Origin of the sequence: Enterobacter cloacae complex sp. 2021EL-01169, assembly GCF_020733125.1 — a bacterium.
GTDB lineage: Bacteria > Pseudomonadota > Gammaproteobacteria > Enterobacterales > Enterobacteriaceae > Enterobacter > Enterobacter roggenkampii.
Genome location: NZ_JAJFTC010000011.1, coordinates 21,416 through 39,505 on the forward strand (window position 1 = coordinate 21,416; position 18,090 = coordinate 39,505).

An 18,090-nucleotide genomic window follows, 5' to 3' on the forward strand; every position below is an offset into this window, starting at 1 on the left:
CCTGCAAGGAGAGAAATATGAGTAACATAAAGGTTGTTGATGTCATCATTCGCAAAACGGCGGAGAAAACGAAATTAACCGGCGAAGGAAATTTGTCGGTCTCTATTTCCTCCCCGAGCGTGATTGAAATCCAGGGTTCTGCTCAGGATGTGGTGCGATATGTCCGCCAGGGTAAAGATCTCCTCATTTATATGAAAGATGGCAGCGTGATTCGCTGCAATAACTATTTTGTTGAAGATCCTGAGACGCACAACCAGTCAGAGCTGGTGTTCAACGATCGTCAGGAACTGACGCATATTTCTTTTGCCGATACCGGGGAAGCGTCAGGCATTGCGGTGACCGAGCTAACCGCGCAGGCCACACCGATTAGCAGCATTCAACCTTTCCTGGAGCAGGGAAGCGTCTTAAGCGACGCCCCGTGGGGCTGGATTGCGGGAGCTGCATTAGGCGGCGGTGCCATCGGGGCGCTGCTGGCAAACGGCGGCGACGGCGAGACTAAAACAAAAGTTATTGATAATACGAAAGAAGTGGAAAGCGCCACGCCAACCTTCCTGCTGTCGGATAAAGCGGGCGACAAGCAGGGCGTGCTGACAGCAAACGCGATCACGGACGACAACACGCCAACCTTTAGCGGTACCGGTCAGCCGGGCGCGACCATCCAGATCAAAGACAGCAGCGGCAGCACCATCGCCAGCGCCATGGTCGGTAAAGAGGGCACCTGGACGGTAAAATTACCGACCCAGACGGACGGGGAACACACCTGGTCGGTGGTGCAGATCGACGGCAGTAAAACCACCGATGCGGGCAACATTACCGTAACGGTCTCGACCGCCGAGGCTGCCATTACGCTGGCTACCACGGCGGGCGACAACGTGCTTAACGCCAGCGAGCAATCCGCGGGCTTTACGCTCTCCGGTGCCAGCAAGAATCTGGCGCAGGGTACCGTACTCACCGTGACGCTGAACAGTAAAACCTATACGACGGAAGTGGGGGCGGACGGGACGTGGAGTGTTAACGTGCCCGCGGCCGACGCGCAGGCGTTGGGCGATGGCACCTGGACGGTCAACGTCAGCGGCAAAGACGCGGCGGGTAACACCGTGAGCGGCAGCCAGACAATCGGCGTGGATAGCGTCGCGCCAACCCTCTCTGTCGATACCCTCGCGCAGGACAACATCATTAATGCCGCCGAGCACAGCCAGCCGCTGACGCTGACCGGCAAAACGACTGCGGAAGCCGGTCAGATCGTCACGGTCACGCTGAACGGTAAAAACTACAACGCCACGGTGGGCAGCGACGGTACCTGGTCCGTCACGCTTGCTGTGGACGACGTGCAGGCGCTCAACGAGGGTAATCACACCCTGACGGTGAACGTCAGCGACAAAGCGGGCAACGGTTCGTCTGTCACCGCAGATTTCACGGTGGATACCACCGCGCCGGTGGTCACCATCGATACCGTGGCGGGCGACGACATACTGAACACCAGCGAACAGGGCCAGGCGCAGATTATTTCCGGGCAGACGAGCGGCGCGTCGGCAGGCGATGTGGTCACCGTGACCGTTGGCGGCCAGTCCTTCACCGGCGTGGTGCTGGCGGACGGCAGCTGGAGCGTGGGCGTTCCGGCATCCGTGCTGGGCGCGCTGGGTGAAGGCAACCACACGATTTCAGTATCCGTGACCGACGCGGCAGGCAACACCGGCAGCGCCACGCACGACATTACGCTGAGCGGCAACCCGCCAGAATTTACGATTGACGCCATCAGCCAGGACAACGTGCTGAATGCCCAGGAGGCGATGCAGCCGCTGAGCCTGACCGGCACCAGCAACCTGCCTGACGGCAGCGCCATTACCGTGACGCTGAACAACGTCAGCTATCAGGCCACCGTTGAAAACGGCATCTGGGCGGTCCAGGTGCCGGTTTCCGACGTGCTGAATCTGGCGAACACCCTTTACACCGTCAGCGTCAGCGGCACTGACAGCGTGGGTAACAGCGGCTCTGCCGGGGCGACGCTGCTGGTGGATACCGTGCTGCCGCAGGTGATCATCAACACCTTTGCGGGCGACAACCTGGTCAATAACGCCGAAGCGGGCGTCGATCAAACCCTCAGCGGTCGCGTTACCGGCGCGGCGGCGGGCGATACCGTTTCTGTCACCGTGGGCGGCAAGAGCTACACCGCCACGGTGGGCAGCGATCTGACCTGGAGCGTGAAAATCCCGTCAGCGGATCTTAAGGCGTTCGGCGACGGCGATTTAACCTTCACCGCGTCGGTGACCAATTCGCACGGCAATACCGGCACCGGCGAGCGCGATATCAACATCAACGCACAGCTGCCGGGCCTGCGCGTGAACACCATTTCCGGCGATGACGTGGTCAACGCCATCGAACAGCAGCAGGATCTGACCGTCACCGGCGCCAGCACCCACCTGGCCGCGGGCACGCCGATCGTCGTCACCATTAACAACGTCGAATATAACGCCGTGGTTACCGCCAGCGGCGGCTGGAGCATTGGCGTTCCTGCTGCGGACCTGCAGGCCTGGACCGCGGGAGAGGTGACGGTTAGCGTCAGCGCAAAAGATGCCTGGGGCAATACCGTTGCGGCTGAACACCCGATTGAACTCGATCTCAACGCCGTGGCGGTCACCATTGATACCGTCTCCGGCGATGACCTGCTGAATGCGGCTGAAAAAGGCAGTGATTTAACCCTTTCCGGCCAGACGCAGGGCGTGGAGGCGGGGCAGACCGTGGTGGTGAAATTCGCCGACCAGACCTTTACCGCCCAGGTGCAGCAGGATGGCTCCTGGAGCCTGACCGTGCCCGCCAGCGCCATGGAAACCCTGATCGACGGGCGCGCGCAGGTGAGCGTCAGCGTCACGAACGTCAACGGTAACAGTGCCGACGCGTCGCGCGTGGTCACGGTGGATACGCTGCCGCCGGCGATTACCCTCGATAACCTCACCAGCGATAACATCATCAATGCGGCTGAGGCGCAGCAGGATTTAGCCTTAAGCGGCACCAGTACTGCGGAACCGGGCCAGACGGTCACCGTGACGCTAAACGGCAAAACGTATCAGACCACGGTCCAGACGGACGGAACCTGGCAGCTGATCGTACCGGCGGCTGACGTCGGTGCCCTCAACGATGGCATCGTGACCGTGACGGCCACCGTAAGCGACGTGGCGGGCAACAGCAGCAGCGCCGATCGCGTGGGACTGGTGGACGCGACCGTGCCGCAGGTGACCATCAACCACTTCGTCACCGACACCAATACCGTTAACCAGCTCGCCCATGCACAGGCGCAGATCCTGAGCGGCTCCGTCACCGGGGCGGCAGCGGGCGATCGGGTGACTATCACTATTAACAGCGTCGATTACACCACCGTGGTGGATGCGGCGGGCAACTGGAGCCTTGGCCTGCCGGCGTCTGTCGTACAGGGGCTGACGGACGGCACCTGGACCATCGACGTCTCCGTGACCGACCGATCCGGCAATACCGGAAGCACTTCACTGGATGTGGTGGTGAATACCGTGACGCCTGTCATCAGTATCAACACGCTGGCGGCAGACGACGTGATCAACGCGGCAGAGAAAGGCGAAGCTCTGCAGATTTCTGGCACCAGCAACCAGCCGGAAGGCACGCCCATTACGGTGACCCTGAACGGCATTCACTATACGGCCACCGCTGACGCGAGCGGCAACTGGAGCCTGACCGTTCCGGCGGCAAACGTCTCGGCGCTGGGCGAGGCGAATTACACCGTGACGGCGAACGTCACCGATAGCGTCGGCAACAGCGCCTCAACCTCGCACGACGTGCTGGTGGACAGCTCGCTGCCGGTGGTAACGATCAACACGCTGGCGGGCGACAATATCGTTAACGCGGCGGAAGTGGCGGCAGGGCAAACCCTGTCCGGTAAGGTGACGAACGCGGCGGCAGGTGACACTGTCACGATTACCCTGGGCGGCCAGACCTTTACTGCCACCGTACAGGACGATCTCACCTGGAGCCTGCCGTTAACCCAGAGCCAGTTGACCGCGCTGGGCAACGGCGATCTCACCGTATCGGCCAGCGTCACCAACGCGCACGGCAATACCGGTTCTTCTTCGCTCGACTTCACCATCGACGCCCAGCTTCCGGGGCTGCGTATTGATACGGTCGCAGGCGACGACGTGATCAACGTGATTGAGCACGCTCAGAACCTGATTGTGTCCGGCACCAGCACCGATCTGGCGGCGGGCAGCGCCGTCACCGTGACCATCAACGGAAAAGCGTATTCCGCAACGGTACTGGCGGACGGCTCCTGGCAGGCCGCGGTACCGGCGGCTGACGTGTCCCAGTGGGCAGATGGCTCGCTGGATATCAAGGCAAGCGCGCAGGATGCCTCCGGCAACCCGGTGGCTATCGGGACCGTCGTGGACGTCGATCTCGCGCCTGTCGCCATCACCATCAGCAGCGTGACCGACGACAACGTCCTTAACGCGGCGGAAAAAGGCCAGGATCTGGTGCTGTCCGGCACGTCATCTAACGTTGAAGCGGGCCAGACCGTCACCATTATCTTCGCAGGAAAAACGTACACCACGACGGTGGATGCCAACGGCGACTGGACCTGGACCGTTCCGGCTGCCGATCTGAGCGGCCTGAAAGACGGCGACGCCAGCGTGCAGGTCAGCGTCACCAACGTGAACGGCAACGCCGCGTCTTCGGCGCAGGCATTCAGCGTCGACACCACCGCGCCGACGGTGACCATCAACACCATCAGCGGCGATAACATGCTGAATGCGGCAGAGGCGGCGCAGGATCTGACCCTGAGCGGGACCTCTACTGCCGAAGCGGGCCAGACGGTCACCGTGACCTTCAACGGCAATCAGTACACTGCGCAGGTGCAGGCGGACGGCAGGTGGACGCTCGACGTGCCTGCGGCGGATCTGTCAGGCATCACCGACGGCAGCGCGGCGGTCACGGCGACCGTGTCCGATAAAGCAGGTAACCCGGCCAGCGCGGGCTCATCGGTGCTGGTGGACACCACCGTACCGCAGATTAGCTTCAACATCGTCGCGGGCGACGACATCGTGAATATTGCCGAGCACGGCCAGGCGCTGATCGTCTCCGGTAAGGTGACGGGCGCGCAGGCGGGCGACGTGATTACCGTGACCCTGAACGGTAAAGACTACACTGCCATGCTGGACGCGTCCGGCAGCTGGAGCGTGGGCGTTCCGGCGGCGGACGTGGGCGCGCTGGTCAACGGCGACCAGACGATCTCCGCGACCCTCACCGACAAAGCCGGTAACAGCGCCACTGCGACGCACGAATTTGACGTCTCCCTGACCTCGCCGGTGGTCGCCATCAATACCCTGGCGGCTGACGACGTGATCAATGCGGCCGAGAAAGGCCAGGATCTGCAGGTGTCCGGCACCAGCAACCAGCCGGAAGGAACCGCCATTACGGTGTCCCTGAACGGGATTAACTATACGGCTACCACCGACGCGAGCGGGAACTGGAGCGTGACCGTTCCGGCGGCACACGTCTCGGCGCTGGGCGAAGCGAGCTACAACGTGACGGCGAGCGTAACTGACGCCGCGGGCAACAGCGCGAGCACCGGCCACAGCGTGCTGGTTGACAGCGCGCTGCCGCAGGTCACCATCAATCCGGTCGCGACGGACGACGTGATTAACGCGGCGGAAGTGGCTGCCGGACAGACCCTGAGCGGGAAAGTGAGCGGTGCGGCGATCGGTGACACTGTCACTATTACCCTCGGCGGCAATACCTATACCGCGACGGTTCAGGACGATCTGAGCTGGTCGGTCAACGTGCCGTCCTCGGTCTTAACCGCCATCGGTAACGGCGATCTGACGGTGTCAGCCAGCATCACTAACGGCCACGGCAACACCGGCACTGGCGAGCGCGACATCACCATTGATGCCAACCTGCCGGGCCTGCGCGTCGATACCGTGGCGGGCGACGATGTGATCAATAGCATTGAACACGCTCAAAATCTGATTATCACCGGTTCCAGCGACGGTCTGGCAACGGGCGCGGCGCTGACCGTCACCGTCAACGGCAAAACCTACGCGGCCACCGTACTGGCGGACGGCACCTGGACGGCGGCCATTCCGGCGGCCGACGTCAGCGCGCTCGGCGCGGGCACGGTTACCGTGAAGGTTGAAGGTCATAGCGCGGCGGGCAACCCGGTTTCCATCAGCCATGACGTGAAGGTGGATCTGGCGACAGTCGCCATCAGCATTAACCCGATTGCCTCTGACGATGTGATTAACGCGGCGGAGAAAGGCGCGGACCTGGTGCTGTCCGGCTCCACCACCAACGTGGAAGAAAACCAGACCGTCACCATCACCTTCGGCGGCAAGTCGTACACCGCGACCGTGGATGCCAGCGGCAACTGGACGGCGACCGTACCGTCTGCCGATTTGGGCAGCCTGAAGGACGGCGATGCCAGCGTGCAGGTGAGCGTCACCAACGTGAACGGCAACAGCGCGTCGGCGGGCCGCGAGTACAGCGTGGACGCGACCGCGCCGACGGTGTCTATTGAAATCATCAGCGACAACAACATCATCAATGCGGCCGAAGCGCAGCAGGATCTGGTCGTTAATGGTGTAACCAACGCCGAAGCGGGCCAGACCGTCACCGTGACCCTGAACGGCGTGGACTACACCACCACCGTTGCGGCTAACGGCAGCTGGAGCGTGACCGTGCCGTCCGCGGATCTGAGCGGTATTTCCGACGGGAACTACACCGTCAGCGCCGCCGTATCGGACAAGGCGGGCAACCCCGCCTCCGCGGATCGCGACGTGCTGGTCGATACCACCGTCCCGCAGCTGACCATTCACACCGTGTCCGACGACGACGTGATCAACAGCGCCGAGCACGTGCAGGCATTGATTGTCACCGGCTCCGTGACCGGCGCGGCGGCGGGCGACGTGGTCACCGTCACCCTCAACGGCAAATCGTACACCGCCACCCTGGATGCCTCCGGCAACTGGAGCGTGGGCGTGCCTGCGGCAGACGTTAACGCGCTGGCCGCCGGGGATTACACTATTACCGCGGCGCTGACCGATAAAGCGGGCAACAGCAACAGCGCCACGCACGGTGTGGCGGTGAACCTGACCGCGCCGGGGCTGACCATTGACACCGTTTCCGGTGACGATGTGATCAACAGCACCGAGAAAACCCAGGATCTGACGATCTCCGGTACGGCGTCCGGCCTGGCGGCAGGCGCGGTAGTGACCGTGATGCTGAACGGCAAAGCGTACAGTGCGCAGGTGGACGATAACGGAAAATGGACCACCACCGTTCCGGCGAGCGAGGTCGGTCAGCTGGGCGAGGCGCTTTATACCGTCACCGCGTCAGCCACGGACAGCGTCGGCAACAGCACCAGCGCGTCGCACACGGTAAACGTGGAGTCCGTTCTGCCGGGCGTGATTATCAACACCATTGCGGGCGACGACGTGATTAACGCCGCCGAGCTGGCTGCCGGCCAGACCATCAGCGGTAAGGTGGTGAATGCCGAGGCGGGCAACACCGTGACCGTAACCATTGGCGGCAACCGCTACACCGCACCGGTGCAGAACGATCTCACCTGGTCCGTCGATGTGCCGGAATCTGTGCTGACGGCGCTTGGCAACGGCGATTTGACGGTGACCGCCAGCGTGACCAACGGCGTCGGCAACAGCGGATCCGCTGAGCGCGATATCACGATCGACGCTAACCTGCCGGGCCTGCGCGTGGATACCGTGGCGGGCGACGACGTGATCAACAGCATCGAGCACGGGCAGAATCTGATTGTGACCGGATCCAGCGATGGCCTGACCGCAGGTACCACCTTGACCGTCACCGTCAACGGCAAAACCTACCCGGCCACCGTGCTGGCCGACGGCACCTGGCGTGCGGCCATCCCGGCTGCGGACGTGGGTGCGCTGAATGCAGGCACGGTCACCGTGACCGTTGCAGGCCAGAGCAGCGCCGGTAACCCGGTTTCCATCAGCCACGATGTGACGGTAGATCTGGCGACCGTTGCCATCAGCATCGATGCGATTGCTTCAGACGACGTGATTAACGCCGCCGAGAAGGGCGCGGATCTGGTGCTCTCCGGGGCGACCTCGAACGTTGAGGAAAACCAGACCGTTACCATCACCTTCGGCGGCAAGAGCTACACCGCGACCGTCGGCGCCGACGGCAAATGGACGGCCACGGTGCCAGCCGCCGACCTGGCGGGTCTGAAAGACGGCGACGCCAGCGTGCAGGTGAGCGTCACCAACGTGAACGGCAACAGCGCCTCGGCGGGCCGTGAGTACAGCGTGGACGCGACCGCGCCGACCGTCACGATTAACACCCTGGCGACGGATGATATTCTGAACGCCGCCGAAGCGAAGAGCGATCTGACGGTTTCCGGTACTAGCACCGCCGAAGCGGGCCAGACGGTCACCGTGTCGCTGAACGGCAAAGACTACACCACCACCGTCAGCGCAGACGGCAGCTGGACGCTGAACGTTCCGGCGGCCGATCTGGCAGGATTAACCGACGGCAGCGTCACCGTGACCGCATCGGTCAGCGACAAGGCGGGTAACCCGGCGTCCGTGGACCACAACCTGACGGTGGATGTGACCGTTCCTGCGGTCACTATCAACACCATCGCGGGTGACGATGTGATTAACGTGGCTGAACACAGTCAGGCACACGTTATCAGCGGCACCGCTACCGGCGCGGCCGCGGGCGATAAGGTGACCGTCACCATCGGCGGCCAGACCTACACCACCGTGCTGGACGCGGCGGGGAACTGGAGCGTGGGCGTACCGGCAAGCGTCATTTCTGGCCTCAGCGACGGCACCGTGACCGTCACGGCGTCCGTCACCGACGCGGCGGGCAACACCAGCACCGGCAGCCATAACGTGACCGTCGATACCGGTCTGCCATCGGTCAGCTTCAACGCCATCAGCGACGATAACGTGCTGAACGCGGTGGAAAAAGGTCAGGATCTGAGCGTGAGCGGCACCAGCGCCAACCTGGCGGAAGGCACCGTGGTGACCGTGACCCTGAACGGCAAAAACTACACGGCGACGACCGCGGCAGACGGTACCTGGAGCCTGACGGTTCCGGCGGCGGATCTGGTCGGTCTGGGTCAGGCCAACTACATCCTGAACGCGACCGCCACCAACGGGGTGGGCAACAGCGTGAGCAACACCGCGAACCTGCTGGTAGACACCGCGCTGCCAACGGTCACCATCAACACCGTGGCGGGCGATAACGTCATTAATGCGGCGGAAGTGGCCGCAGGCCAGACCCTGAGCGGCATCGTGGCGAATGCCGAAGCGGGCAACACCGTGACCGTGACCATTGGCGGCAACAGCTACACCGCAACGGTGCAGAACGATCTGACCTGGTCTGTCAACGTGCCGTCTGACGTGCTGACCGCGCTGGGCAACGGCAGCCTGAGCGTGACGGCGACCGTCACCAACGGCCACGGCAACACCGGCACCGGCGAGCGCGAGATCGCGATCGACGCTAACCTGCCGGGCCTGCGCGTCGATACCGTGGCGGGCGACAACGTGGTCAACAGCATTGAGCATGCGCAGAACCTCATTGTCACCGGCTCCAGCGACGGGCTGGCACCGGGTACGGCCCTGACCGTCACCATCAACTGTAAAGACTATGCGGCCACGGTGCTGGCGGACGGCAGCTGGAGCGCGGCTGTTCCATCAGCGGACGTGAGCGCGTGGCCGGAAGGTACCGTCAAAATCAGCGTTACCGGCGACAGCTCAGCGGGTAACCCGATTACCATCAGCCACGATGTGACGGTAGATCTGGCGACCGTTGCCATCAGCATCAATCCGATTGCGACCGACGACGTGATTAACGCGGCGGAGAAGGGCGCGGATCTGGTGCTGTCCGGTGCGACCATCAACGTGGAAGCCGGGCAGACCGTGACCATCAGCCTGAACGGCAAAATCTATAGTGCGAAAGTAGACGACAGCGGCAACTGGACCTGGACCGTACCGTCTGCGGATCTGGCTGGCCTGAAGGACGGCGATGCCAGCGTGCAGGTGAGCGTCACCAACGTGAACGGCAACAGCGCCTCGGCGGGACGTGAGTACAGCGTGGATGCCACCGCGCCGACCGTCACGATTAACACCCTGGCGACGGACGACATTCTGAATGCCGCTGAAGCGAAGAGCGAACTGACCGTGTCCGGCACCAGCACCGCCGAAGCGGGCCAGACGGTAACCGTGTCGCTGAACGGCAAAGACTACACCACCACCGTCAGCGCGGACGGCAGCTGGACGCTGAACGTTCCGGCGTCCGATGTTGCGGCCCTGACGGACGGCAGCGTGACCGTGACCGCATCGGTCAGCGACAAGGCGGGTAACCCGGCGTCGGTTGATCACACTCTGACGGTGGACGTGACCGTTCCTGCGGTGACCATCAATACCGTGGCGGGCGACGATGTCATTAACCTCGCAGAACACAGCCAGGCGCACATCATCAGCGGCACCGCCACCGGCGCGGCCGCGGGCGATAAGGTGACCGTCACCATCGGCGGCGAGACCTACACCACCGTGCTGGACGCGGCGGGCAACTGGAGCGTAGGCGTCCCGGCGAGCGTGATTTCCGGCCTCAGCGACGGCAGCGTGACCGTCACGGCATCGGTTACCGACGCGGCGGGCAATACCGGCACCGGCACGCATAACGTGACCGTCGATACCGGTCTGCCTTCGGTCAGCTTCAACGCCATCAGCGATGACAACGTGCTGAACGCGGTAGAGAAGGGTCAGGATCTGCGCGTCAGCGGCACCAGCGCCAACCTGGCAGAAGGCACCGTGGTGGCCGTGACCCTCAACGGCAAAAACTACACGGCCACGACGGCGGCAGACGGTACCTGGAGCCTGACCGTTCCGGCGGCGGATCTGGCGGGTCTGGGCGAAGCGAATTACACCCTGAGCGCGAGCGCCACCAACGGCGTGGGCAACAGCGTGAGCAACACCGCGAACCTGCTGGTGGATACCGCGCTGCCAACCGTCACCATCAACACCGTGGCGGGCGATAACGTCATCAACGCGGCGGAAGTGGCCGCGGGCCAGACCCTCAGCGGCAAGGTCGCGAACGCGGAGGCGGGCAATACCGTCACTGTGACCATTGGCGGCAACACCTACACCGCAACAGTGCAGAGCGATCTGACCTGGTCCGTGAACGTGCCGGAAACCGTCCTGACGGCGCTGGGCAACGGCGACCTGACGGTGTCTGCGACTGTGACCAACGGCCACGGCAACACGGGAACGGGCGAGCGCGAAGTCGTTATAGACGCCAGCCTGCCGGGCCTGCGCGTCGATACGGTAGCGGGCGACGATGTGATCAACAGCATCGAACATACTCAAAACCTGATCGTCTCCGGCACCAGCGACGGGCTGGCGGCAGGCACAACGCTCACCGTGACCGTCAATGGCAAAACCTATGCGGCCTCCGTGCTGGCAGACGGCTCCTGGAACGCGGCGATCCCGGCGGCAGACGTCGCGGCCTTCGCAGCAGGTACGGTCACCGTGACCGTTGCAGGCCAGAGCGCGGCGGGCAACCCGGTGACCATCAGCCATGACGTGACCGTCGATCTGGCGGCGGTGGCTATCAGCATCGATGCGATTGCCACCGACGACGTGATTAACGCGGCGGAGAAGGGCGTGGATCTGGTGCTCTCCGGCAGCACCTCGAACGTTGAGGAAAACCAGACCGTTACCGTTACCTTCGGCGGCAAGACGTACACCGCGAAGGTGGATGCCGACGGTAACTGGACGGCCACCGTGCCTTCCGCCGATCTCGCGGGCCTGAAGGACGGTGACGCCAGCGTGCAGGTGAGCGTCACCAACGCGCACGGCAACAGCGCCTCGGCGGGCCGCGAATACAGCGTGGACGCGACTGCGCCAACCGTGACCATTGATACGGTCGCAGGCGATAACGTGATTAACGCCAGCGAAGCGGCTGCGGGCGTTGCTATCTCCGGCACCACTACGGCGGAAGCCGGGCAGACGGTCACCGTGACGCTGGGCGGGAAAAGCTATACCGCGCAGGTGCAGCAGGGCGGCGTCTGGAGCGTGAACGTGCCGGGCAGCGATCTGACCGCACTGGCGGATAACGGCTACACCGTGCAGGTGAGCGTGAGCGACGCCGCGGGGAACCCGGGCAGCGCGGGCAAGACAATTACGCTTGATACCACGCCGCCGACCGTCAGCTTTAACGTGGTGGCGGGCGATGACGTGATTAACAGCGTGGAGCACGGACAGGCGCAGATCGTCAGCGGGTCGGCAACCGGCGCGAACGTCGGCGATAAGCTGATTATCACCCTCGGTTCGCACCAGTACACCACCACCGTTGACGCCAGCGGCAACTGGAGCGTGGGCGTTCCGGCCAGCGTGATTTCCGCGCTGACTGACGGCACCGTGACCCTCAGCGCGACCATTACCGACAGCGCGGGTAACAGCAGCACCCAGACCCATGACGTGGTGGTCAACACCGCCTCCGTGGTGCTGACGGTGAACACCGTTAGCGGTGACGACGTCATCAACGCGGCTGAAGCCGGTTCGTCACTGGTGATTAACGGTTCCAGCGCGCAGTTCGCCAGCGGGACCCAGGTCACCGTGACCCTGAACGGCAAGACCTATACGGCTACGATCCAGAGCGACGGCACCTGGACGACCACCGTACCGGCCGCCGACGTGGGTGCTCTGGCCGATGGCGCACGCTATCAGGTGTCGGTGTCGGCACAGGACAGCGCGGGCAACAGCGCGTCGGCAACGCACGGCATCAGCGTGGATACCACTGCGCCGGTGGTGAGCATTGGGACACTGTCGGTTGACGACATGCTGAACGCCGCGGAAGCGCAGCAGCCGCTGACCGTGCACGGATCTTCCAGTGCGGAGGCGGGTCAGACCGTTACCGTGACGCTGGGAGGAAAAACCTACACTGCGCTTGTCGGCAGCGACGGCACCTGGACGCTCGACGTGCCGGCAGCCGACCTGGCCACCCTGAGCCAGGGCGCGCTGACGGTCACCGCCTCGGTCAACGACAAAGCCGGTAACAGCGGCCAGACCACGCACACCTTAACGGTGGATACCGTCGCGCCAACCGTGACCATCAGCACCGTGGCCGATGACGATATCGTCAACAACGCGGAGCAGCTGGCGGGCCAGACCATCCGCGGCACTACCACGGCGGAACAGGGCCAGACGGTGACCGTCTCCTTCAACGGGCACAGCTATCAGGCGACCGTCGGGGCGGACGGATCGTGGTCGGTCTTCGTACCGGGCCGTGATTTCCTCGGCCTGAGCGACGGGGAGTACACCATCACCGCGTCGGTAAGCGACAGGGCGGGCAACCCGGGCAGCGCAACGCACGACGTGACGCTGAACGGCGATGTTCCAACCATCACCATTAACACCTTTGCGCAGGACGACATCGTCAACGCCGCCGAGCACGGCACGCCGCTGGTCGTCAGCGGTACCACCGACGCGCCTGCAGGCCAGACGGTGACCCTCACGCTGAACGGTAAAACCTATGCGGCTACCGTCCAGAAGGACGGCACCTGGAGCTACACGGTCAGCAGCGCTGACGTGGCCGCGCTGGCAGACGGCGGCTCGTACGTGATTAACGCGCAGGTCAGCAATACCATCGGCAACAGCGCCAGCGATAACCATACCGTCACGGTGGACCTCACCGCGCCGTCGATGGGGATCAGCATTGATTCGCTGCAAAACGATACCGGCCTGAGCGCAACGGATTTCATCACCAACGACAGCCAGGTCGTCGTCAACGGCTCGCTGACCGCGCAGCTCGGCAATAACGAGAAGGCGCAGATCAGCCTCGACGGCGGCGTCACCTGGATCGACCTGACCGTGACCGGCACCACCTGGCGCTACGCCGATGGCCGCACCCTGACGGACGGGACGTATCAGTACCAGGTCCGCGTGATTGATAACGCGGGCAACGTGGGGGCAACGGACAGCCAGGACGTGGTGATTGACCTGACGAAGCCTGCGGCAACCACCATTACCGTGGATTCCATTACGCAGGATACCGGCCTGTCCGGCAGCGACTTTATCACCAGCGACAACCAGATCAGCCTGAAAGGGACGCTGGGCGCGGCGCTGGGCAGCGGCGACCACGCGCAGATCAGCCTTGACGGCGGCGTCACCTGGATCGACGTCAGCGTCAGCGGCCTGAGCTGGACGTACGTCGATGGGCGCACGCTGGCCGACGGGGATTACAACTACCTGCTGCGCGTGATTGACGATGCGGGCAACATCAGCGCCACCGCCTCTCAGGTGGTGACCATTGATACGGTTGCACCGGACGCCAGCAAAACGATCGCCATCGACAGCATCAGCGACGATACCGGCCTGAGCAGCAGCGACTTTATCACTCGCGACACGTCCCTGACGCTGCACGGCTCGCTCGGCGCGACGCTGGCCGACGGCGAATACGCCCAGATCAGCCTCGACGGCGGCGTCACCTGGCAGAACGTGATCGTCACCGGCAACAGCTGGTACTACGTCGATAGCCGCACGCTGGGTAACCAGACCTATGACTATTACGTCCGCGTGGTGGATGCCGCCGGTAACGTGGGAGCCAGCGCCCATCAGCAGGTGACCGTCGATACGATTGCTCCGGATGCGGCGATCACGGTGTCGGTGGATAACATCACCGTGGATACCGGCTTCGACAATAACGACTTCCTGACCAGTTCGACCTCGTACACCCTGCACGGAACGCTCGGCGCTGAACTCGGCGCGGGCGAGTACGTGCAGGTGAGCATGGACGGCGGCACGACCTGGGTGTACGCCACCGTCAGCGGCACCCAGTGGAGCTACAGCGATACGCGTACCCTGACCGACGGCAGCCATAACTATCAGGTGCGGGTTGTCGACCAGGCGGGGAACGTCGGGGCCACCACCTCGCAGGCGGTGACGGTGGATACGCAGGCGCCGCAGTACGGCGTCACCATCGACAGCATCAGCGACGATACCGGCCAGTCCGGGAGTGATTTCATCACCATGGACACCACGCTGACGATCAACGGTTCGCTGGGCAGCGCGCTGGCAAGCGACGAGCGCGTGCAGATCAGCCTGGACGGCGGGAATACGTGGCTTGATACCACGGTCACCAACCAGCGCTGGAGCTACACCGATACCCGCGATCTGCCTGACGGAGACTACACCTACCAGGTGCGGATTATCGACCAGGCGGGCAACGTGGGTTCCACCGCGTCTCAGGTCGTCACGGTAGACACCACGCCGCCGACCACGGTCGGTACGGTCGTGAGCTATACCGACGGCGAAGGCGAGCGTCAGGGCACCTTTGGCAGCGCGGTGGCAACGGACGATAACTCGCCGCTGATCAACGGGACGCTGAACCGCGCCCCGGACGACGGCGAGATCGTGCAGCTTTACCGTGACGGGGTTCTGCTCGGCCAGGTGACCATGAACGGCAGCGCAAGCTGGTCCTTCCAGGACAACGGCCTGAGCGACGGGAATCACACCTACATCGTGCGCGTCACCGACAGGGCCGGAAACTACACGGAATCGGACGGCTTTGTGCTGAACGTCGATACCAGCATTCCAACCACCACGGCGGCGATTACCGCGCAGACCACGTCGGATACCACCCCGATTGTCAGCGGTACCGTCTCCGCTGACCTGGTGAACGGTGAATACCTGGTGGTGACGGTGAACGGCAAAACCTACACCTCCCAGACGGGCGGTGCGGTGGTGGTCGACCCGGATCACAACACCTGGTATCTGCAGATCCCGGACGGCGATGCGCTGAGCGTGGCGAGCTACAGCGTAACCGCGCAGGTGAAGAGCAGCGCGGGTAACGGCAACACCACCGGTACGGCGACCGGCAGCCTGGTGATTGATACCACCTCGGTGAACACCGACTGGGCAACCACGGCGGGGAACAGCAACAACTCCACCATGACCCTCGGCATGAACAGCAGCGGTCTGTGGAATATCATCGCTAACGGCCAGTCTTACTCCAGCAGCGATAGCTCGACCTATGCCGGCAATACGCTGACTAACACCCGTAACTACTACGTGGTGAGCCAGACCGCCGCCGACTTTGACCGTAACGGCACGCAGGACATTTTCGCGACGGAAAATACCTACGCCGGGTCAACGCAGGTGATGTGGACCTACGATGGCAGCACCTATAACGCCAGCCAGCTGGCAATGGGCACCACCATCTGGTTCGGCGGCGTGATTGCCTACGATAAAACCGGGGATGGGTATCTGGATCTGGCGTACGGTGACTCCGGCGCGGACTCCATTACCTATCTGATCAACAAAAACGGGGTACTCTCGCCTGACGGCACCTACGGCGGCGCGGGATTCTGGGGACAGTTCACCACCATGCGTGAAATCTCCGGCGTCGATATTAACAATGACGGCACCGTGGATGTGGTTCAGCACACCAACCGCAGCGGCGCGTACTCGTTAACCGTGATCAACAACAACGGCAACGGCACGCTCTCCATCGGTCAGAACCTGACGAACGTGTTTGTGCCCAACGCCTCGAATACCACCACGGCGGCGTCCATGACGTGGGCGGACTTCAACGGCGATGGCTACATGGATCTGTACCTGGGCAGCAGCTACAACAACAACGGCGGGGTGATCTACTACAACGACGGTACCGGGAAGCTCTCGGCCACCAAGAGCGCGGTCGAGGCCTCTAACGCAGCGGCGGGCTATCTGTCGGTGGCGGTGGACTGGAACGGCGACGGGCAGATGGACATCGTCAAGCTCAGCACCTACGGCGGCTCGCAGACGGCGACGCTGTTCACCAACAACGGCTACGGCTCCACCTGGACCGCCAGCCAGCTGGCGTCCGGCATTGCTTACGCCACCGGCGTGGCGGCAGTGGACTACAACTGGGACGGCGCGCAGGACCTGCTGGTCTCTCAGCAGAACGGCAAGGTGGTGCTGGTACGAAACAGCAAAACCATTGCTGACGGCACCGCGATGCATCTGCACATTGTCGACAGCGAGGGCATCAACGCCTACTACGGCAATACGGTCAACCTCTACAACGCCGCGGGCGTGCTGGTGGCCTCGCAGATCATCAACGCCCAGTCCGGTATCGGGTCGAACGATACGTCCGCGCTGGTGAGTTTCTACGGGCTGGATCCGAATGAAACCTATTCGGCCGAGATCCTGAAGATCACCAACGGCGTGTCGGATAACGTCACCTGGAGCGGTCTGGAAGCGGGCAACGGCAAAGAGGGCTACGTCCTGACGGCCGAAGCGGCCACCGGCGGCCACAGCGGAACCATTACCGGAACCGGGTATAACGACACCTTTATCGCCGAAAATGGCACGTATACCTACAACGGTTCCGGCGGCTGGACTACCCATTCCGACCATGACACCTGGAGCAACACCGGCGGGATGGACGTGGTGGATTACCGCAACGCGACCTCTGGCGTGACCGTTGACCTGCGCCTCTCAACCGCGCAGGACACCGGCTTCGGCACCACGCGTCTGCTGAACATTGAAGGGATTAACGGCTCGGATTACGACGACGTCATCACCGGCAACAGCGGTGATAACCGGTTCGAAGGCCGTGGCGGAAACGACACCTTCAACATCGGCAGCGGCGGTCACGATACGCTGCTCTACAAGCTGATCAACGCTTCGGATGCCACGGGCGGTAACGGTCACGACGTGGTGAACGGCTTTACGGTCGGCACCTGGGAAGGGACGGCGGACACGGATCGTATTGACCTGCGAGATCTGCTCTCCGGCAGCGGCTATACCGGCACGGGCTCGGCGAGCTATGTGAACGGCGTGGCCACGCTGGACAGCGGCGCGGGGAATATCAGCGATTACATCCGCGTGGTGCAGAACGGCAGCAATACCGAGATCCAGGTTGACCTGGACGGTACCGGCGGTCAGTTCTCGCCAACCACCCTGGTGACGCTGAACGGCGTGCAGACGGATCTGGCAACGCTGCTGGCGAACCATCAACTGTTAATTGCGTAAAACAACGCCGCGGGGAGCAATCCCCGCGGCCTTTTGGCGTTTCTTTAGACGAATTGCGTTACCCCGG

At 63.2% G+C, this 18,090-nt stretch carries 1 protein-coding gene; it reads left to right on the plus strand.

Annotated elements, in window-relative coordinates; genetic code table 11:
• The first annotated feature begins 17 nt into the window (after positions 1-17).
• Positions 18-18,023, plus strand: coding sequence for an Ig-like domain-containing protein (locus LLF79_RS20540; RefSeq protein ID WP_227880296.1), 18,006 nt, complete (start codon positions 18-20; stop codon positions 18,021-18,023).
• Positions 18,024-18,090 lie beyond the last annotated feature (67 nt).